General features: G+C 35.1%; 18 protein-coding genes and 1 pseudogene. 4 read left to right on the forward strand and 15 right to left on the reverse strand.

Annotated features, from left to right (window positions below):
• Window positions 1–76: 76 nt before the first annotated feature.
• From LY28_RS19885 to LY28_RS14900, 14 genes and pseudogenes are all read right to left on the reverse strand, one after another.
• Window positions 77–238, reverse strand: a pseudogene (locus LY28_RS19885) (4Fe-4S binding protein); the annotation flags it as partial.
• A complete protein-coding gene (locus LY28_RS14840) occupies window positions 235–1365 on the reverse strand; it encodes a polysaccharide pyruvyl transferase family protein (RefSeq protein ID WP_110462965.1) in 1131 nt (376 codons plus the stop codon). The gene LY28_RS14840 and the pseudogene LY28_RS19885, both read right to left, overlap by 4 nt.
• Before the next feature lie 235 nt (window positions 1366–1600).
• Complete coding sequence (locus tag LY28_RS14845) at window positions 1601–2695, reverse strand: EpsG family protein (RefSeq protein WP_165835589.1); 1095 nt, start codon at window positions 2693–2695, stop codon at window positions 1601–1603.
• A gap of 228 nt (window positions 2696–2923) precedes the next feature.
• Complete coding sequence (locus tag LY28_RS14850; RefSeq protein WP_110462967.1) at window positions 2924–4030, reverse strand: glycosyltransferase family 1 protein; 1107 nt, start codon at window positions 4028–4030, stop codon at window positions 2924–2926.
• Window positions 4031–4039: 9 nt separating this feature from the next.
• Complete coding sequence (locus LY28_RS14855; protein WP_110462968.1) at window positions 4040–5242, reverse strand: Coenzyme F420 hydrogenase/dehydrogenase, beta subunit C-terminal domain; 1203 nt, start codon at window positions 5240–5242, stop codon at window positions 4040–4042.
• 15 nt (window positions 5243–5257) lie between these two features.
• On the reverse strand, window positions 5258–6358 hold the full coding sequence (locus tag LY28_RS14860) for a polysaccharide pyruvyl transferase family protein (protein ID WP_165835590.1): 1101 nt from the start codon (window positions 6356–6358) through the stop codon (window positions 5258–5260).
• Window positions 6359–6360: 2 nt separating this feature from the next.
• Complete coding sequence (locus LY28_RS14865; RefSeq protein ID WP_165835591.1) at window positions 6361–7206, reverse strand: glycosyltransferase; 846 nt, start codon at window positions 7204–7206, stop codon at window positions 6361–6363.
• 1041 nt (window positions 7207–8247) lie between these two features.
• Entirely contained in the window at window positions 8248–8880 is a 633-nt protein-coding gene (locus LY28_RS14870; RefSeq protein ID WP_110462971.1) for a hypothetical protein, read from the reverse strand.
• A 98-nt stretch (window positions 8881–8978) separates the two neighbouring features.
• Window positions 8979–10736: a hypothetical protein gene (locus LY28_RS14875; protein WP_110462972.1), complete on the reverse strand. Its 1758-nt coding sequence runs from the start codon at window positions 10734–10736 to the stop codon at window positions 8979–8981.
• A gap of 312 nt (window positions 10737–11048) precedes the next feature.
• Window positions 11049–13121: a DNA translocase FtsK gene (locus LY28_RS14880; protein ID WP_110462973.1), complete on the reverse strand. Its 2073-nt coding sequence runs from the start codon at window positions 13119–13121 to the stop codon at window positions 11049–11051.
• A 14-nt stretch (window positions 13122–13135) separates the two neighbouring features.
• On the reverse strand, window positions 13136–13414 hold the full coding sequence (locus tag LY28_RS14885) for a hypothetical protein (RefSeq protein ID WP_110462974.1): 279 nt from the start codon (window positions 13412–13414) through the stop codon (window positions 13136–13138).
• Window positions 13415–13489: 75 nt separating this feature from the next.
• On the reverse strand, window positions 13490–13759 hold the full coding sequence (locus LY28_RS14890; protein ID WP_110462975.1) for a hypothetical protein: 270 nt from the start codon (window positions 13757–13759) through the stop codon (window positions 13490–13492).
• A gap of 117 nt (window positions 13760–13876) precedes the next feature.
• Complete coding sequence (locus LY28_RS14895; RefSeq protein ID WP_110462976.1) at window positions 13877–14956, reverse strand: M23 family metallopeptidase; 1080 nt, start codon at window positions 14954–14956, stop codon at window positions 13877–13879.
• A gap of 18 nt (window positions 14957–14974) precedes the next feature.
• On the reverse strand, window positions 14975–16786 hold the full coding sequence (locus tag LY28_RS14900; RefSeq protein ID WP_110462977.1) for a TraG/VirB4 family ATPase: 1812 nt from the start codon (window positions 16784–16786) through the stop codon (window positions 14975–14977).
• A gap of 252 nt (window positions 16787–17038) precedes the next feature.
• Between LY28_RS14900 and tnpA the strand changes: the two genes are divergently transcribed.
• The 4 genes from tnpA (at window position 17039) to LY28_RS14915 (ending at window position 19916) form a co-directional block, all read left to right on the forward strand.
• Window positions 17039–17200 carry an IS66 family insertion sequence element accessory protein TnpA gene (gene tnpA / locus LY28_RS19210; RefSeq protein ID WP_165835592.1) on the forward strand — a complete coding sequence of 54 codons (162 nt, stop codon included), beginning with the start codon at window positions 17039–17041 and terminating at the stop codon, window positions 17198–17200.
• Between the two features lie 178 nt (window positions 17201–17378).
• Window positions 17379–17735 (forward strand): IS66 family insertion sequence element accessory protein TnpB, encoded by a 357-nt coding sequence (tnpB, locus tag LY28_RS14905; RefSeq protein WP_110462978.1) that lies wholly within the window; start codon window positions 17379–17381, stop codon window positions 17733–17735.
• 76 nt (window positions 17736–17811) lie between these two features.
• Window positions 17812–19365: an IS66 family transposase gene (gene tnpC / locus LY28_RS14910; RefSeq protein WP_110462979.1), complete on the forward strand. Its 1554-nt coding sequence runs from the start codon at window positions 17812–17814 to the stop codon at window positions 19363–19365.
• Window positions 19366–19436: 71 nt separating this feature from the next.
• The gene (locus tag LY28_RS14915) at window positions 19437–19916 is read left to right on the forward strand and encodes a hypothetical protein (protein ID WP_110462980.1); all 480 of its coding nucleotides are present in this window, start codon (window positions 19437–19439) and stop codon (window positions 19914–19916) included.
• Between the two features lie 212 nt (window positions 19917–20128).
• On the opposite strand, the gene LY28_RS14920 is transcribed toward LY28_RS14915, so the two are convergent.
• The coding region (locus LY28_RS14920; RefSeq protein ID WP_165835594.1) for an integrase core domain-containing protein at window positions 20129–20419 on the reverse strand (291 nt) is incomplete at its 5' end.

A 20419-nucleotide genomic window follows, 5' to 3' on the forward strand; every position in this document is an offset into this window, starting at 1 on the left:
CGTCTTTGTGCCAGCATGCAAAAGTTTGCTGTTGAAAATCAGAACTACCGCTTAGCTCATTAAGGGAGGGACAAACTATTTTACATTTGTCGCAATTAAGGCAAAGCTCACTATTAACCTCTGGAATATAAAACCCCTTGCAATCAGTAGTTATGCTAATTGCTCCAGTCTTGCAAGCTGAATAGCAGGCCATACACCCAGTACATTTTGTTTCATCACATATTACCAGATTAATCAGCCCCCCTTTTCAAGAAGTGAATAAAGCTTCTGATAATAGTTTTTGTCAAAATAATCTTCAATATGATAATGGTATTCTTTTTTTATAAGCTTGCAAGCTATTTCGTATGCTTCCTCCAATGTTCCTGCAAAATAAACGTAATCATCATAAACGCCCTTAAACCAGTCCACACCTGATGAAAGCTTATGGTCGGTTGAGTTTACTACTATTACCGGCGTTTGTGCTATTAATGTAAATATTGTTCCATGATATCTATCGGTAATAACTAATTTATATTGAGAAAACTTATCAAATGTATCTTCCAGCACTCTTTTGAATTCAGTTGACAATTCTTTATAGCTCATCTTTATTGTTGTATCAGTTAAATCTGTGGGGGAAATTGCACACAATCGCTTCCTTAAAGCCTCAATCTGAGCTTTCTCGTAATATTGCTCACTGTCATTTCTCATACAAAATAAGATACCGCTTCTTTTATTATTAAATGAATATTTGCCAATCAACGATGTAACTATATCAGGATATAGCAATACTTCAGCACTTGTCAGCATCTCCTTTGCCGTTTCATAAGAGACCTTGTCTCTAGCCATAACGGTTATGTTTTTATGCTTATTATAAATGTCCGAAGTAATTCTCATTTCCTTTTCACATGAGTATCGTACAGTCTGAGGAAAGAATATTATGTGGTTATTCTCAAATTGTTTCACTATCATTCTGTGAGCTATTTCATCGCGGTTAGTGTCTGTTGAAGTATATCCGCTTTGAAAGAAAATTTTGTCAGCCGACTTTATCTTCTCAGCTATTTCATCTAACAAGTTAAATCTATTTGCATTTATAGAAGTTGTCATTAGCTCAACAACCTCAAAATCAGAATAGTATGTATTAAACCATTTTCTTATACAAAACGCTTGAGCTTGGTCTCCAAGATTTGAATGGTCAGGAACGCACATGTACCATATTCTTTTCTTTGAAGCGTCCTTTTGAATTGCTCTAACTCTCTCAATTGCTATATGAGATTTTTTTAATTCCTTAGGATAATTTTTAACTTTAAATAATAATCTATAAATGCATTTTGCCACTTTACATAGCTTCTCGTGCTTTCGGATTTTCCTTTTTATTTCTGAAATCATGGCATACTCCTCGTAAAACAAAGTCTATTACTATCGGTTCGAATCTAACCTCCACGCATATTTGCAGCATACTATAATAATTATATAATGGTTGAGTTACACATTTTTTTACAGCTTGAAAATGTACAATGTCGGCACAAAATTTATTTTTCGAGCTTAATCGGCTGAAGGCTTGAACCGTAATTGACCCATGTCTTCTAACAGCTAAATTTAGTGATTTAAAATTAATTCAGCATTACTGCCAAGAGAACTCATATGGAACTACACCATACCATTCAGGCCTATATACTGCAATTATTATAAAATATAACATTGTAAAGCTAACAAATAAGACCTTGTACAGTATTCTTATGCTCTTAAAATCTATCATATATATAGCGTTGGGCAGCCATGAAATATAAAATACAGTAAAATACAGTTTTGCTCTTAATAAAATAGTCATTTGCAGTCCAACTACTAAACAGAATAAACAAGCTGAAATTGAATAAGCCTGAAAATCGTAGCTAATCTGGTTATTTAACTCTTTTTTCAAAAGATATATACCATCTGTTCTATAGTAAATCAGTCCAAAAACCAGAATAATAGCACATATCGAAAGATTGAAAGCAGTTCCGAAATAGTTTGAAACTGCAAACTCAGAGTCAATATAGCCCGCATAATTTTCAAAAAGATTCACAGCAAATTTGAAAATATACTTAAATCCAACAAATCCTATAACACATGCAATTAAAGTATATAGTAAAGTTCGTTTTTTATAATTCATTCTATAATACACTATCATTATCAAGCATATTATCGCTGATTGATGAAAAATGCTTGCAAAAAGTACAAATGCTATAAAAAATAAATACTTGTTTTTCTTCAAATATTCCAATCCTAATAATATAATTCCTACCGCAATGGATTGACGCATTACGTTCATATTCATAGAAAAAATATTTAACGATATAAATATATATGTACTTAATACAACATCCTCTGAACTTTTATAAATAAACATTCCAACCGGAGGAAAAATTAATAAGCTACTGACGATAATAAGCAATTGAGGCTCTGGTGATATATAGTTTAAAAGCTTACACAGCGCAGTAAAGCCCCATTCATAGTTGATATTATCAAAGCTGTTCCAGTTTAGATTACTGATTACTTTATATCCATTGCAAAAATGCTTTGTATCTATGCCAACAGTATATTTACGGAGCATTGCCAATGCGGTTATTATAGTAAAAAACAACAGCAGAAAATTTCTCTTTCTCTTTTGTGTATAATTTACATTTAGAGCAGTACCACATAACAAAACTGTTAACATTAATATTATATAAATTATCATTATTATGTCCATGCCCCACATTTGGACACAAAGCTCCATTGACGTACTGGCATGGACTTGGCACCTTCTTTATAAATATTTTGCATTACCAAAGTCAATTACGGTTCAAAGTCTTCGAACGATAGAATATCGTTTTTTTAGAGTGAATCAGGCTTTTAAGCAGGCTTTAAACACAGTTTGAGTTTAAAAATGGTTTTTACTTCAAAAGGCTTTAGCCTCAAACTCAAACTATCGACCGATAGTAATTGACTTTATCAAATCACAATACTTATCTGACAACTTCTGTGTAGAAGCTTTAATTTCATACCCTGCCTCAATCAATTTCTGGATGTCCAAATTTCGATTAGTCTGCTTGCTGATGTTTATTATCTCATTCACCCATTCATCTAAGCTTTTATCTAGTGTAATATACCTAACATTATCAGTAATTTTCATTTCATGGGTAACAGTATCAGATACAAGCATTGGCAATCCTGATATTTGACCTTCTATCCCTGCCACTGGGAGTCCTTCATATAGTGATGGCAGGAACAGCACATCCATAGCTTGATAAAGCTGGTTTACATCTGTTCTATTGCCCAAGAAGAAAACTGATTTTTCAATTCCGATTCTATGTACATAATCTTTTATTTTATTATCCAATGGCCCGGTACCTATCCACCAGTAAACAGCATTTGGGTTGGTTTTGAGCAACTCCGCAAATACCTTTATTGCGAATTTGGGATTCTTTTGTTCACATAGTCTTCCTACAGTTCCCAGAACAAATTTATCTTCAACCTTCAATTCTTTTCTCAAGCTATCTCTTATATCCTGATTGTAGATAAATCTTTCAATATCAATGGCATTATTAATTACCGTATAGCTTTTGCCTTTAAACAAATAGTCTCCAGCCATTTTTGAACATGCAAAATAAGTGTTTGCATAATGCTTTGAAATTGGTGACAGTATATTATTTCTTATTTCTTTCCATTTCTTTTCAGCAGATTTTGTACCATGACTATGGAGAATTCTCACCGGAATTTTATTCTTTTTTGCATAATACAAGAATGGAATACCAGAATTCACGACATTGCAATGTATAATATCATGTTTCTCTTCTTTAAGTATACAGTCTATATATTTAAACGCTTTTTTAAGATTACTTTTGTAATCTGGAAGCACATATATTTTCCCACCGCTATTCTTGATTTCATCATAATATGGCGTTTCTATTGATTTAAGTAAAAAAAAGTCAATATGTATTTTCTCTTTGTCAATATTCCTATAATAGTTCATTGCATAGCTTGCAACACCATGTGCTATTCTTAAGTTAGGCACTACATAAAGCACTTTCATATTTTTCTATCATTTACCTTCCTTTATTTTATATAATAATTTCTTCAAAGCTATTTTAATTGGTATAGGAACAATCAGCTTAATACCTACTCTAAACTTACTGTCCAATTTAAGGTTTCTTTCCAGGTATGTATCAAAATCCATGCTGTCAAGCTCTTTATAAATAAAATCCCTTATGTATGGCTTTTTAGCTGGATGTTCTAAATTTCCATTCTTCATTTTTGCATACTCTAATTTTGAAGGAATATAATCTATTCTTCCTTTTAATTCTTCAAAAAAGACTTGTCCCTTTAATGAATTAATTAGTAGTAGTGATACTCCTTTACTTGAATAAAATTTAGAATGGCAAAGTTCAATCCCCCAATAGTCTGCAAGTGTAAAATCGCCTTCACGAACTGTTGTAGCATATTTACATGAATAACAAGTATACCTGTAGGTCTTAGCTTTTAAAAATGCACTATAATATGGATCAAAGTCCCCATGTGAATATTTTGTTTTTGTTCTGGTAGCTGCCTTATAACATAATCCCCATCCCATCTTATCTTTATTTCTGAACTCATACGTAAGTAGCTGTTCACCAAGGTTATTTTGCAGCCAGTCAAGGTATTTTGAAAAAAGCTTTTGACTTGGTGTTCCATGACAAATCAAATCCGCAGTTATTAAATTCTCACAGTCCTTGCCTAAAAAAGCTTTCAGCCCACTGATTTGGCAGGGTGTACCTGTATAAAAAACCAATCTTCCTTGCATTAAATAGTCTCTGGCTTTTAAATAAGAGCTATTCAAGTCACTTTGTACATATTTTGAACCCCGCAAACCTTCCAAATCAACCTTATTTTCAACACAAATATGCTTCGCGATAAAATCCTTATCTAAAGCACAACCGAAAACAACCCCGCCTTTTTCAATAACAAGCTCTGCTATTGCAGAAAACATTCCTCCGGATGAGCTTTTTAGAAGAACCTGCTCATTTTTTAATTTAGCAGCAAATACCTCTGGCTCTTTTAATTGACTCTCTTCAAATATAGTATTATTTATTTTAGGGCAATGCTTTATACATATCCCACATTCAGTACATAGATTTTCATCTACAGCCGGATACTTAAACCCTTCCGCATCTTCTGACACAGAAATACAATTGTGTGGGCAAATCTGTTCACAAACTCTACAGCCATAACAATCTTCTTTCTTATCTATTTTTATAAAAGCAGGCATAAAAAATCCTTTCTGCTATTGCTCCAATGCTTCCTTCAAAAACCCTAATGATAGCCTTCTTTCCTTTTCAATAATTCTATTAGCCACAGTAAAATCAATCTTCTCATTATGTATAACTTTACTTTTGCTTATAACCCGATTTTCAAAGCCCGTCAGCTTGATTAAGCTTTCTAATCTTGTGCTGAATTTATGAGGATAATATGCATAAAAATCAGTATTGAAATTAATTGAAAAGGCTGTTGCATGTAATGAATCTGAAAACACGCATTGTGCATTTTTTATTAATGATAACCATTCTTCAACTTTTGGGCAAAATACAAGTTTGCCCGGCTTTATAATTTCATGTAAATTGTAGGAAATAGAATAAAGAGGCATTTTATTTATGTAGGCATAAGACTTTGCAATCTTATACAGCTCAGACTCTCGGTTTAAATTATATAAAAGTACATATTTTTTATTTTTATACTTGTTAGAAGCAATTTTACTCCATTCACTTTTATTAAGAAGCAGTGTAGGGTCTAAAACAAGGCTGCCGGTTAAATTTAATGTATTAAGTATGTCAACTCCTGATGATTCTCTTACAGAAATACATTTATACTTTTGTAGAAGCCTTTTCATTTCGTCAATCTCCCAATCTTTCAATTGTGATCTACCAAAACTTGCTGCATAAGCAATCCGCAGGGTTTCAGCTTTACCAAAATCATAAAAGAACGGGTAATCTATTCCTTCGTTCCATTCCGCATTCCAAACCTGGTCACTTCCTGTACAGTATACATCTGCCTCAATAGGAGCATTTCGAATACTTTCTTTATTAAAATAAGTTTTATCTGAAAGGGTTATATGTTTCTTTAAAAAACATGAGAAAACATGAAATCTTTTTATATATGAAGGTATCATAATACAACGCGTTGCAAAACACAAAACAGGATTGTTTTTGAGAATGTCTTTTTTATTCTTTATCCTTTTTAGCATTCCAATGAAATGCATCCTTTCAGGATAATAATCCAATACTTCCACACTATGTCCAAATTTTTCTATTGCCAACTGAGTAGCAAAGGCCTGTAGAACAGATCCATAATTAGGCACTCTATGTAATGTTATTAACGAAATCTTCAAAATTATACAACCTGCTTTCTCAGTAATTTTTTATAAATAATATCACGTATCATGTTAGGCATAAAGCATACAACAATGTTAGCTATTGACCGAACCATGAAATCAATTTTTGATGTCCATCCCATTCTATAAAGTTCCACATTAAAGCTCAAAAGAGACGTTAGATATCTTCTTCCTCCCCGACGTTTATAAAAATCATCGCTAACTCTGACATAAACCAATGGGCTTTGTATGTTATACGCTTTTACTCCATTCATAAGTAATCTTACAAAAATATCATAATCCTCTACAAGATATCGTTCTTTATAATTACCACATCTTAATACATCACTTTTTCTGAACATAACTGTAGGATGTGTGATAGGAACTCTTCTTTTAGAAAATTTAACAATTTCGTTATGCTTTTCCGGAAGGATTCTATGCGCAATTACATTAGAAGTTTCATTAATAAATTCATCAATTATGCATCCTACCATACCGATATCCGGGTGAGAACACATATATTCTATTTGTTTTTCACACCTGACCGGTACAGAAATATCATCTGAATCCATTCTGGCAATTAATTCGTTTTTACATTCAAGAATTCCCCTTCGAAGAGCAAGACCCAGTTCAACATTTTTCGGTAGTGCAACAATTTTGAACACACTTGGAAATTCATTATAAAAATTATGTAAAACTTGATTTAATTCCTCTGTTAATGGTCCATCTTCTATAATAACTATTTCATTAGGCTTAAGTGTTTGGTTTAACATGCTTTCAATACTCAAAGCCAGCCAATCAGCATTATCTTTTTTATAAACAGACATTAGAACACTATAGTTCATTTTATTACTCATACCCTTCATATTTATGCCCCTGTCCCACATTCTGCACAAAACAACTTTATATGCAATGCACCGCATCAAGCCGTGCATATTTCAAAATATTACTTTTTATATTTTAAATATGAAATAGTATTACCAAAATCAATTACAAAGCCTCCGGATGATGTAAATCGTCTTTCCAGAGAGAATATTGCTTTTAAGCTGGTTTTCAATGCAGTTTAGGTTTGTATGATTTTTTTATACTTCAGGAGACTTCAGCCTAAAAAATCAAGATAAAGCTGTAAAAAGATGCGTACCTACACAATGATAGAATTACTTTATTATGCTAAAGCAGGATGTGGAGGTTAGCCTCAAAACCCAAACTATCGTCCGATATTATCCAGACGATGCAATCGTTTATTTAGCCGATCGTAATTGACTTTTGTCATTCTATTTATATCCTATACATCTTTCGCAGCTGCATATACTAAAATTCATGTCATTTGTCACACTATAAAATAAAGAAACACTAATTACAAAATTTGCTACTATAGAGTTGATAATTTTCAAATATATTACAAAATATTTAAAAATTATCAACGTAAACTTTATCATAAAATAATAAAAATTTCAAACAAATTATTATATATTTAATTATTCTTGTATTAATTTTGCAATAATAGTTGAGCTAGAGTAAGAATGACAGTTACCAATTAATACAGGATTTCACTTTTAATGCTGCAAGCACTTCTGCAAAAAATGTGCTATTAAGCTTTATCTGAAGGTTTCAACAATTTTGACTTTTTCCGTTTTATGGGATTCAACACTTTAATAAGTCTAAAAGATTTTATTGTGTAATAAATAAGTAAGTGCTGGAACAAATGCCGTAGTGTTAAAATTCTCCTTGACTGATATTCTTAAAAAAACAAATATTGATTAGACGCAAAAAGGACTACCCATTTCTGAGTAATCCTCTGATTCGAATAAATTTTTAATCTGTTTATTTTTTTACCCCAATGTATATACTTCCTATTTGACTGCCTTTTCATGTTATATATAGTTATATATGATTATGATATTTTATTAAGGTCCTGGATCTGGACCAACAAAAACAATCTCATCATTGATCATATAAAAATTAAAAATCCGATCATTTTTATAGTTGGAATCATTAAGAATAGCTTCTCTTTTTTTTATGGTATTTTCATATCCCTGATATGAGAAAATCGTACTAAGTCCACCCTTGTACTCTTCATATTTTTTTTCAGAATTTATAAAATAACCGTTCCCTGAATCTGAACCCGGGCCATCCCATTTTGTATTAACCGCCATTCTATCGATAGTAAAGATAAAATATGTTTCCTCCCCAACCTCTTTTACATGTATTTCTTGCAATCTTCCAGGAAATATATCAACCTTACCTTTTTCAGTGTAAATTTTATTAAGAAGCACATCTACAGTGTAATTGTTTAACAACGGTGAGATACTGGATTCTTTCATTGCTTTCTCAAGATATTCATTTCTTGATTTCAAAGAATCATTCTCAGAAGTCAACTTGTCATTTTCATTCCTTAGAGTATTATTTTCTAAAAGCAATTCAGAGTTATTTGTAGTAGTACTTACTGGCGTATCATTTCCTTCAAGACTGGAACAAGAAACCATGATAAAAGAGACCAATAAACTGACTATCAATAATAAAAATTTTATTCTCTTCATATTTTTATTTTTTCCCTCCCATTCTGTTAAGTTCTATATGATGCCAAGTTTTTTATTCGAATCCTACAGAAGTGTAAATCAATTTTTGAACTACTTATCTACCATCCACTTCGCCTAGCATGAACATATCCAGAAAGATTTGCATCATCGACATAAAATCCTGCACCAACAGTTTTGTCAGCATGAGCACCTCCGCCGCCTCGATAATTATAGGTTGTAGTAGCTTCATATATATTATAGTATAGTTCTCCAGCGATAGTACTGCTAGTATAAAATATAAAAACATGATCACCCGAATTGTTATAGATATCCATACACTGAGGAGCTCCCGTTACTGTTTTAAAGGGACCAGAGCTTGACACTAAGTTACCTGTACCATATTTACTACCCAAATTAAAAGCCACACTAACTAGTCCTGAACAATCAATACCAGCCGTAATAGGTGTTGTAACAGCATTGCCGGCATTCCCTGTATATCTTCCCGCAGAAACAGCCTGCGGAAATGTTAAATTATTAGGATATGTATGGTATGTTACATCAATACCATATGATCCACCATAGCTGTAAGGAATTCCAACTTGGGATGTAATTTGTGAAAGGCCAACTAGATAACTAGGCTGAACAACTGAGCTCGGAACACCATTAGATGTTTTATTTCCATGCGTCGCAGGGTTATATGACCAATTGTAGTATACTAAGGACTGAACACGACTAGCCACATCATCTGCTGCACTTGCTACAGATATCATATTATCTGCAGTATTATTTATATTCATAGAAACTGATTCACTTTTTAAATTATTAATATATGATGGTTTTGAGGAATACTCATTTGAATACCCAAGTTTTTTAATACTAAGTCTATCATCTGATGTAACCATTTGATATACAGTACCATCTTCCATGACTCTATATAACCTATTAGGTAAAGAAAAAGGTTCCTGTTCAAGCTGAACATATTTGATAATCTTATGAGAATCAGCAAAGTACAGTCTTCGATCCATTATAACACCATCAATAGAGTCATATATTTCTGATGTGTAATAAATATCATAATTCTTTGTTGATTTTACTTTTTTAGCAGACACCGGCTGAGAAAATGAAGGAAATTTAATCTTACTCTCACCTAATGAAATATCGTTAAAACCATCTTTAGATATTCCAATATTTCTTTCTTCAACAGTATCCTTTTTATTAGTTAAATTATGTGATTTCCCATCTTTAAAAAGTACTTTTAGACATCCATCTTCAATGTTAATGCTCTTTGACTTAATCGCTATTTCTTCTGTAATATTTAAGAAATTAACTTTATTCTTATATCCATATGATGCAATATCGATTTTTTCAAGTACTGTACCATTATGATCAACTTTTATAATAACATCATTGTTAAGCAAAATATATATATTTTCTTCAGCGATGGCAATATCAATCATATGCTCCTTGCATGTATCTACCTTAATTGTTTCAATAACTTCCCCATTGTAAAAATTAAGTATTTGGTAATTATTAGAATCAAGAATAAATATATGGTTATCCTCAGTAATAAAAAAACTTTCTGGCCCAGTATCTTCTTCTCCACCTTCTCCATCCATTCCTGTAATACCAATAATATCACTACTATATGGTATAGACAGAATAACTTGAGACCCTACACTTTCACCTATGTCAATTGTAGAAGTTTCTGAAGCGAAACTACTAAAAGTGAAAATAATAGAAATTATAATTATAAGGCTAACTATTCTCTTAAAAATCAATATTTTTTTCATGGCATTTTTACCTCCGATTTTAGTTACGTATTTTGATTTTACTAAATTTATAAAATGAGGTAATGAATCATTATTAACTTTCCTCACTGCTGCCCTCCTTCTATGTGAAAATTTAGAAATTCATAATATGAAAATTTTTAAAGTCAAATTGTAATATTATGTATCAAATACCCTCTTTTACTAAATTTAGTATATATTATATTATAACCCCCCTCGAAAATATGTCAATAAATCACATAGCAATTAACTATGAAAACAGAAACGATTATGTTTTTCATTATTTTTATTGGTTACTTTTCATTGGTTATTTTAATTGGTTATTCAATTTAAACCCTAGTATTTATAAGCATTCTAAATCTTGTAACCAATGAAATGTAACCAATCAAAATTGGTAATGTTCTAATCTCCGAGTTCCAATCTCGCATCATCCTGTGACAATAATAACTGATACTTCATAAACCTTGGGCTATCACCATTTCCCGTTTTTATAATCCAGCCCTCCTCAGCTAATCTATTAAGACTTTCAATTGTATATCTATGGTTTATTCCCAGTTCTTCTTCCATACTTCTGGTACGGGGAAGAAACACCTCCTCCTCATCACTTAATGCCATTTTGGCAATATATTGCTTTAATTGTTTATAGCAGTCTTCGCTTCCGCTTAACTGAGCCTTATTTAAATTTGAGCCAGTATCACTAACAGTATGAGAAGCATCAAAGCAATTATTGTCCTGTATTGCCTCCTTTTCCATATCCGTTACGGCTCGGTTAAAATCAAGATATTCTTTTACAGTATTATCTTTATCACGGTTCTTCCACCATGTAACAACCCCCTCTATTTCTTCATCCGATATAAATGCTGACTGAAATCTTGCAAGTGATCCAGGCGTGAGCAGAAGCCCGTCACCTCTGCCCAATAATTTCTCTGCTCCGTTGCAGTCAATGATTATTCTTGAGTTTATTCCATCTGCAACCTGAAATGCTATTCTTGCAGGGATATTAGTTTTTATTGTTCCGGTAATTACATCTGCAGACGGACGCTGTGTCCCTACTATTAAATGAATGCCTGCAGCTCTTGCCTTTTGTCCAAGCCTTTGAATTGATTCTTCTACTGAGTTCTCATTTTTATTTTTACCTTTTTTAGCTACCAGCATCAAGTCTGCCAATTCGTCAATTACTATTATTATTGAGGGCATTTTTTCTTTATTTTTTAGCTTTTCGTTATAGGATTGGATATTTCTTACGCCTTCGGCAGCCAGCCTTTTGTACCTTTCCTCCATTTGCTGAACTACCCACTCCAGCATTGCCGCAGCCTTGGCAGGCTCTGTTATAACAGGTGCAAACAAATGCGGAATACCGTTATAGCAGCTCATTTCAACTACCTTTGGATCTACAAATATAAACTTAACTTCTTCCGGAGATGCATTATAGAGAATGCTGATTATTATTTCGTTTATGCATACTGATTTTCCTGATCCTGTTGAGCCGCTTATTAATAAATGAGGCAATTCATTTATAGCAAGCGTTTGAAGATTGCCTATTGCTGTCTTTCCTAATGGAATATGTAACGGATTTTCTGTTTTTATCTCTGAAAAATCTTCTATTATTTCTCTGAAGCTTACGTTTGTCTTTTCCCTATTTGGAACATCAATTATAACTCCACTGGCAGAGTAAGACATTGAAATGCTCTCTACTCCCAGGTACATGGATATCTCCCGTTCTATTTTAAAAAGCTGGTTAAGCCTCCCCGTTGTATCCATCCTGACAGTAAATCTTGTTATCGTTGGCCCTGCTTCAACCTTTATTATCGATAGGAAGCTCAGGCTGTATTCATCAAAGCACTGCTGCAGTTTAAGCTTAAGCTTTATATTTTCATTTTTTTCCCGATCAGCCCGTTGCTCTTGATATTGCTTAAGCAATGAAACAGGCGGACAGCCTTGCCTTAATGAGCCTTCGCAGATGGCCTTTTTGTTCTTCTCCGGCTCTTCGTTCTTATGCTTTTCAGGTACTTTTAGAGTACCCTTTTTAGTCCCGGTTATCTTTTTAAACAGTAAGAAAGCTAATAGACCTGTTGCCAGAATAATTATCCATTCTATAGAAAATTTCAGATAGTAATCTAAAAAACTTATATTTAATGCATACCGTGTATTAGGGATGGTATAAATTCCTTTTTTAACCGCATTGCCAAACCCATGTGAGAAGTTTTTTAACACAAACAGGATGCAGCCGATTATAATCAATGCAAGGTATCCCGTCACAGTATGCCGTACTGCTTTATAGACGTACTCCTTGAAAGTCATCTTCGCTTTGTTATTGTTTTCCTCCTGCATATTTTTTTGCCGGCTTCCTTTACTGTCCCAGGGAGTGTTTATAAACCACTCCTTCAGCTCCGGTAATATGACCACAGCGGATAAAATAAAAATCAGCACTATAATTGAGTTTTTCCAGAAATCAATATTCAATATATTCAGCATCTCAAAACACGCTCCTATCGTAATAATTTTTTTAAGGCCTTATCGGAAATTTCATGGGAACTTGATATTACCCATAGTAAAAACTGACTTACCTTGTTATATACAAACGGGATAGCTTTATTGAAAAAACATACTAAAGCTTCAGAAGTTATATTCCAGTTTTTTATTAAAGATATCAGTGCAAGGATAAGCGTACCTATCCTTACAGCATTCATAACTGTTTTGCCTGCATATTTCCCCGCAATAATTAAAATAATTATCAGAACTGCTATGAAGGCTGTCATATTAACCATTTAACCATTCCCTCCGTATGAGTTTTCAGGTACTTAAAAAGTACTTTTAAAGGTCTTATTTAGTACCTTTGTTTCTCAAATTTTTTTGTTGCTTCTTATCATCCTCCTGAGGTATCTGTATAGCATTTCAGAGCCGGAAATATTCTGCTCCTCACAGTATTTTTGAAAATACAGGTAGTCCTCCTCGGTACAAAACACCTTCACGTACTTTGTCTTGCATCTGCCGGCAACCTTTAACGGCCTGCCTGTTTTTTTAGAATTATTTTTTATACTTTCTTTTTCTCTGGGATTATCTGTTTTTGATGAGCCTATTTTAAAAATATAATTGTTGTTTTTTTGCATCATACAGCCTCCTCCTTATTTACATGACTTATATCTGTAAGCTATACCTCTTCTTGACCTTCAGGAAATTAAGCATTCTATTAACAGGCTTCAAACGAAATAATTTCACTCGAAATATAACTATATGCTGCTTTTTATTTTCTGAAATATCATAGAAACCCCAACCCACCAATTAGGATCTTCCGCATAGCCTCCGGCTCCGCCCCTTAGGTTGATCCATGCCAGGGGATTAACAGATTCCGGTCTGCCTTTGCTCAGCTTAATTATTGTGTTGGCTGCTATTTTGGCCGAATCATTGACATTCGTATTGTATTCATACCAGCTGTGATATACATTAAACGGATTATTTGCTATTTTTACAGCATTCTTGCCGGTTCTGGGGACAAAGGATTGCTCCTGTCCTGTTATAGCAAACAGCAGAATCGGATTTACGTTGTACTCTTTTGCGGCATTAACAATGCCCGAAGTATATGGCTCATCCGCAAGTATGGAGTTTCTGGCATTCAACCATTTTTTCAGGTTGTCTGTGTTTATTTCAATGTATTTGAGATCATCAGGCAGAACATCAGGTATGTCTCTTACAAGCCCCAGATAAGTACTCGGATCCACCGGCTCATTATTTTTCCGAACTTCAAAGTGAAGATGCGGTCCAGTTGATAAACCGGTACTTCCTGCATAGGCTATAACCTGCCCCCTGTCAACAATGCTGCTTTCCGGCACCAATATTTTTGACAGGTGTGCATAGTAGGTGACATACCCGTTTTGATGCGTTATTTTGATAAGGTTTCCATAGCCTCCCGATTCTCCGGCGAATGAAACAGTTCCCGACTCGGCTGCATAAATTATTGTTCCGGTTTCACAGTCTATATCTATTCCTGTATGCATTTTAAGAGTCTTCAGTATTGGGTGCATTCTCATTCCAAAGCCGGAATCGATAATAATTTTCTCGGTATCAACCGGAAAGAAGTACTCCCCTTTCCCGCTGAGCTTGAACGCTGCTCCGCCTGACTCCGCTCCATAATATTGGTCATATGTGACAGGCGATTTATAAATATCCTCGCCGCCAAATATTAAAAGCGGCATAAGGCATGCTATGAATAAAACGGATAAAAAAAGCAAAACTGGCAGACCTGCTCCAATACACCAAAGTAATATTTTTCTCTTGAGTTTACTTTTTGCACCTAAAAATATTATCTCCAAGCTTGTCTACCTCCTTTGTCATTTTCTAGTTATTCCTCTTGTACTTGATAGCCTTGACAGCTCGCTTTGAGGCAATTCCATTTTCAGAATGTCATAAATATCCCTGCCGCCGTTTCTCTGTCTGAAAATAAAATTGTACTTATCCAGAGTGAGCCATTTTTGAACTACTTCATCGGGCATACTCGCAGACTCAGCAAGCCTTTTAACAGATTTTTCCTCAAGTCTGAAGAATACCTTGTATTTCGTGTTATCCCACAATGCTTCCCCTCCGTCTTCAGTAAACAGAACCGAAGGATCATTAAAGCCCAGAATTGTCTGATCATTAAATTTACGGCCTGTTGTCACACTTCTGAAAACAGGAGCTCTTGCATACGGATTTTTCCTGAGACGCTGCCACTCATCGAATATTTCAGCAGAAAATCTGCTTTTAAGAATCCTGTCCCTTTTTATCTGCTGCCAGGTCATATGTGTTGTTGAAATTATTTTCACCGCTCCAATCTGCTGATCAGCAATGTTGTCCGCTGAGCTTGCCACATGGAAAACTATAAGGTTTGAGTTCTTCATCCAATCGCCTGACTCAGCCTTGGCAAACAAGTCACTGTCAGGTCCTTCAAAATATGTCCATAAATCTTCTTTTAATTCAGAAGCCCCCTCATCTCCTGCTTCACCGTTTCTTTTAATAATTCTGTACAAAGGATGCAGGCCTATCTCACTGTTTCTGTTTGTCCATGTTGAAGGATCAGCTTTGATTATGCCTGCTCTTTCCCACATTTCTGTTATTGCCCGGCCGAACGCATTTTTCTTTTTAACTGTGAAGTTCTCCGACAGCAGGCTTATGGTTGCCCTGGTATTTGAAAACGCTTCGTTATATCTCGCCTGATCGGATTCTCCGGCTCTGATCATACTGTCCTCATCAAGAGCATCTCTATCTATTTCATCAAGAACCGGTCTTTCAATAAAGGTCGGATCAACATATTTGCCGGTTCCCATTGTGTAATCAACCCAAGTTCCGTTAACAGCCCTGCACAGGTTGAAGTACTCACCGTCAACATCAAACACATACACTTTGAGCCCTTCAAGTAAAAGCGAAACTATCATTCCCTTTATCCAGGTTGATTTACCTTCGTCTGAGCCTCCGACAACTATAGTGTTTTGATTATCTGAGCCGTATGTAAAATCTTTGTATACCGCAGTTGCATCCTTTACCCTGTGTCCGACATATGCCCCATGCCCGTCGCTTATGCTTCCATCCAGAAAAGGATAAAATGCTGACATTGCATCCATATCCAGTACTCTTCCGCGATACCGTTCAAAGAGTGCATTATTCCCTCCGCCTATCCATGCCAGATCAAGAGCCTTATGCTGCTCGGAATTTAACTCCTGAACCTTATAGTCCTTGAACTCCATTTTATTAACGAATTCCTCGGTGCTCTTTTTAAATAGGGTACTGTTATCCGAGGATATTGTCACGGACAGCCAGATATCAGCATACCTGCCCGATGCCTTGTTCCGCAGATACAACAGCGAATCCAGTGATTTTACTTCCTCGCTTCTTGCTTCATCCGCCACATCACCCGTTTGCCGTGAATCAATATTTCTCTTCAGCCTCCTCAGCTTGGCTTTCATCTTCCAGTCAAATTTAAGTGCTGCCGGTCTTGTGTGCAGGGAATAGTTTATTATAATTTCCGGACCTGTATGATCTCCATGGGTGATAATATACAGCATTCCCGGTATTGCATTTTCCGGAAAGTCGGTGATAAGAAATGTTTTTACGTACATATTATTTATCTGCAGGCTTTCCTTCTTAAGAATTACATTGTTTGGCAACATGCTTTTCAGCTCCTTTTTTGTTTTTTAGCGTACAAAAAAAAAGACAAATCCGAAATGGAAATGTCTTTAAATTAATGTATATTTAGTTTTTAATTCAAAAGCATCTTTAATATTTAGTAAGCGCTCAATCTTGGAGCTCATAGTAGTTTATCCATCCGTATGAGATAATCCTTCTAACATAGTCTTTAGACTTTTTAGAGTTTTTCGACTTTGTCTAAAAAGTTTAGAAATCACCAAGGAGGCTATCCCGATATGGATAAAATTACAGGTACCAAAAACGACTTCAGAATAAAGCAGTGGACTAAAATCATCCAGACCTGTCAAGCCAGTGGGATGACGGTTGTCGATTGGTGCAGCCAGAACGACATCAAAATCAAATCATATTACTACTGCTACGAAGAGTACGTGCCTTAGCATGCGATGCCAGACAACTTGTACCTCAGAAGACAGAGCAGCAGATTGTACCTATATCTTTCCGGCAAGCAGAAACATCTGCAGCAGTCACGATCCATCTGTCTTCAATTTGTGTAGATATACATGATGGAACTTCCAGGGAAACCATCGAAGCAGTTCTATCTGCATTGAAAAACATATGTTAGGCGACTTTACAAAGGCAGAAGACATTTACATTGTCTGCGGATATTCTGATATGCGAAAGTCAATCGACGGATTCGCCGCAATCATAAAGGGAACTTTCGGCATGAATCCATTTTCTCCCAGTCTGTTTTTGTTCTGCGGAAAAAGAAGAGATAGGATAAAAGCTCTTTATTGGGAAGGAGACGGTTTTGTCCTACTGTACAAGCGTCTGGAGAACGGAAGCTTCAAATGGCCTCGTACACCAGAGCAGGCAAGACGTCTTACAATGCAGGAATTTCGGTGGCTTATGGATGGCTTGGTGATTGATCAGCCTAAAGCAATTCGGGAAGCAAAACAGGGTGATATCTTTTGATAAAAAAGTGATAAAAAGTATTGATTTTACTGTGTTTTAGCTGGAAATTTCAGACTGATAATGGTATAATTAACTTATGCAAAAGATTGATATTACAGGGCTTTCTCCCAATCAAATTGAATATGTTTCCTCTTTGGAAAAAACAGTGGAAAACCAGCAAGTTCGTATTGAACAACTTACTGAGCTTCTTATTAAATCTCAAAAAGCTTTATATGGCCAATCTAGCGAAAAGCGGCGTTATGTTTTTGGTGAAGATAGCGGTCAGCTATCCTTATTCAACGAGGCAGAGCTTGAGGCCGGCAACAAGGCGGAAGAACCTACCGTACAGACCATTGTGGCAGCACATGCCAGAAAACCCAAGCGAACCAAGGAAGAACTGGCAGAAACAATACCCGTGGTGGAAGTCGTTTGTGATCTGGATGAAGACAAACGTACCTGCGATATATGTAATGCTGACTTGAGGTATATCGGCAAGGAATATGTCCGGGACGAACTAGAGATCATCCCTGCCCAGGTACGTATATTGAGATATATTCGCTTTAATTATGTATGCAAGGAATGTGAGAAGGAGACTTGCGAAGCTAATATTGTCAAATCTCCTGTCCCTGAACCTGTTATGAAACGCAGCCTTGCTTCTGCTTCAACTGTGGCTTATGTAATGTACCAAAAATATGCAAATGGAATGCCTTTGTACCGACAGGAAAAAGACTGGGTCAACCAAGGAGTGAAACTTTCCAGAGCTACTCTGTCCAACTGGATTATACGTCCAAGCCATGAATGGCTTGAACCAGTGTATAATGCCATTAAGAAACATCTGGTGACCGAGCCGTTGATCCATGCAGACGAAACTGTCCTGCAGGTATTGAAAGAGCCTGGCCGGAAAGCAACCACAGAATCACGAATGTGGGTCTACACTTCCAGTCAAAGTCCGACTCCGGCCGTTTTGTTTGAATACCAACCGACACGATCCGGTCAGCATGCCAGACGGTTTCTGGAAGGTTTTTCGGGTTATCTCCAAACAGATGGCTATAGTGGTTACAATGCAGTACCTAATGTCATACATTGTGGATGCTGGGCTCATTTACAGCGCAAATTTGAAGAAGCAATTCCTAATGGAGCAGATAGCAAAAGTTCCAAGGCGGCTATTGGATATGATTACTGTAACCGCTTATTTGCCATGGAAAAGAATTGGGTGGAATTATCTGCTGAAGAGCGGTACGAAGAACGTCTAAAACACGCAAACCCACTTCTTGATGAATTTTGGCAATGGGTATCACTCTTAAATCCATTGCAAAACTCCAATCTGGGAAAAGCGGTCACCTATGCGTTGAATCAAAAGGAAACTCTGAATAATTTTCTGCTGGATGGACGCATTGAAATTTCCAACAATCGTGCTGAAAATGCCATCAGGCCTTATGTCACAGGTAGGAAGAATTGGCTTTTTGCCGATACGACCCGTGGAGCTAAAGCCAGTGCCATTGTATACAGCATGATTGAGTCTGCGAAAGCGAATCAACTCAACCCATATATGTACTTGGTATATCTACTGTCAAAATTGCCGGGCTTGAAAGAATTAACGCAAGAATCTCTGACACCTTATTTGCCATGGTCACCCGAATTGCCATCCTGATGTCATAAGGATTCAAACAAGGCACCCCAAGATTAAGCGCTTACGAATAAAGGAGGCATTTAAGTACCAAAATGATAAATTATTATTTTTATATTTTAAAAGAGTTGATGGTTAGAAATATTATATTTAGCATAGTTTTAATTGTACTTATTATTTTTATGTGGCAAGGGAAAAGTATTACTATTGGTAAAAAGTGCGATATAGAATCAAAACCTAGTGAAAAATACAAACTTGTATCTAATATAGTAAAGATAATTTATACAAGAGGACTACCAGTGTTTTTTTTAATTGGAATATTCTATTTAAACTTTAATGTAACTAGGGATTTTATTAATCCTAATATAATAGCTAGCAAAGGAACGATAGAGGCAATGAGTTATAGTTCAGAAAAATTAAAATATGACTATACTGTTAAATTTGATGGAACCAATTATAATGTGCCAAAAAGTATACAAGACTATAAATATTTAAAAAAAGGGAAAAAGTACAGTATTTATTATTTTGAACATAGTAGAACTATAGTTAGAATAAGAGAGTTGGATTCAGAGTGAAAAAATGATTTAATGCAGAGACGAGACCGTTTCAAAGTTTGTGTAAACCTCCAAATTGATGTTAGAATAAATACATCAATTTGGAGGTTTTTTATGGGAAGAAGGAATGAAAGTCCCGAAAAGAAAAAGCGTAGAGCATTGATAGGAGATGACCTTGCCTCAATAAAATGGACAGCAAGAATCACTATTTATCTCATTAATTCTTATAATACCTATGATATTTCCTTCAGCATGAATGGTGGAATATACCCATTTGTTGAATGAGTCCTTTTACGGTTATAAAACAGTTCTATGTATTCAAAAACAGCCTTTTTAGCCTCAGCTCTGGTCTCAAAATTATAATCATTTAGCCATTCCATTTTAAGTTTGCCCCAGAAAGATTCCATAGGGGCATTGTCATAACAATTGCCCTTTCTGCTCATACTGCATACAAAGCCATATCTTTTTAGCAGATTTTGATAGTCATTACTGGCATATTGAATTCCCCGGTCAGAATGAATTAT

Origin of the sequence: Ruminiclostridium sufflavum DSM 19573, from assembly GCF_003208175.1 — a bacterium.
GTDB lineage: Bacteria > Bacillota > Clostridia > Acetivibrionales > DSM-1351 > Ruminiclostridium > Ruminiclostridium sufflavum.

Excerpts from the sequence above, each read along its gene's own strand:
- LY28_RS14865 (WP_165835591.1), bottom strand. The coding sequence starts at position 7,206 with ATGAAGGGTATGAGTAATAAAATGAACTATAGTGTTCTAATGTCTGTT.
- LY28_RS14850 (WP_110462967.1), bottom strand. The coding sequence starts at position 4,030 with ATGAAAGTGCTTTATGTAGTGCCTAACTTAAGAATAGCACATGGTGTT.
- LY28_RS14880 (WP_110462973.1), bottom strand. The coding sequence starts at position 13,121 with ATGCTGAATATATTGAATATTGATTTCTGGAAAAACTCAATTATAGTG.
- LY28_RS14915 (WP_110462980.1), top strand. The coding sequence starts at position 19,437 with ATGATAAATTATTATTTTTATATTTTAAAAGAGTTGATGGTTAGAAAT.
- LY28_RS14840 (WP_110462965.1), bottom strand. The coding sequence starts at position 1,365 with ATGATTTCAGAAATAAAAAGGAAAATCCGAAAGCACGAGAAGCTATGT.
- LY28_RS14855 (WP_110462968.1), bottom strand. The coding sequence starts at position 5,242 with ATGCCTGCTTTTATAAAAATAGATAAGAAAGAAGATTGTTATGGCTGT.
- LY28_RS14900 (WP_110462977.1), bottom strand. The coding sequence starts at position 16,786 with ATGTTGCCAAACAATGTAATTCTTAAGAAGGAAAGCCTGCAGATAAAT.
- tnpB (WP_110462978.1), top strand. The coding sequence starts at position 17,379 with ATGTTAGGCGACTTTACAAAGGCAGAAGACATTTACATTGTCTGCGGA.
- LY28_RS14870 (WP_110462971.1), bottom strand. The coding sequence starts at position 8,880 with ATGAAGAGAATAAAATTTTTATTATTGATAGTCAGTTTATTGGTCTCT.
- tnpA (WP_165835592.1), top strand. The coding sequence starts at position 17,039 with ATGGATAAAATTACAGGTACCAAAAACGACTTCAGAATAAAGCAGTGG.
- LY28_RS14885 (WP_110462974.1), bottom strand. The coding sequence starts at position 13,414 with ATGGTTAATATGACAGCCTTCATAGCAGTTCTGATAATTATTTTAATT.
- LY28_RS14845 (WP_165835589.1), bottom strand. The coding sequence starts at position 2,695 with ATGATAATTTATATAATATTAATGTTAACAGTTTTGTTATGTGGTACT.
- tnpC (WP_110462979.1), top strand. The coding sequence starts at position 17,812 with ATGCAAAAGATTGATATTACAGGGCTTTCTCCCAATCAAATTGAATAT.
- LY28_RS14890 (WP_110462975.1), bottom strand. The coding sequence starts at position 13,759 with ATGATGCAAAAAAACAACAATTATATTTTTAAAATAGGCTCATCAAAA.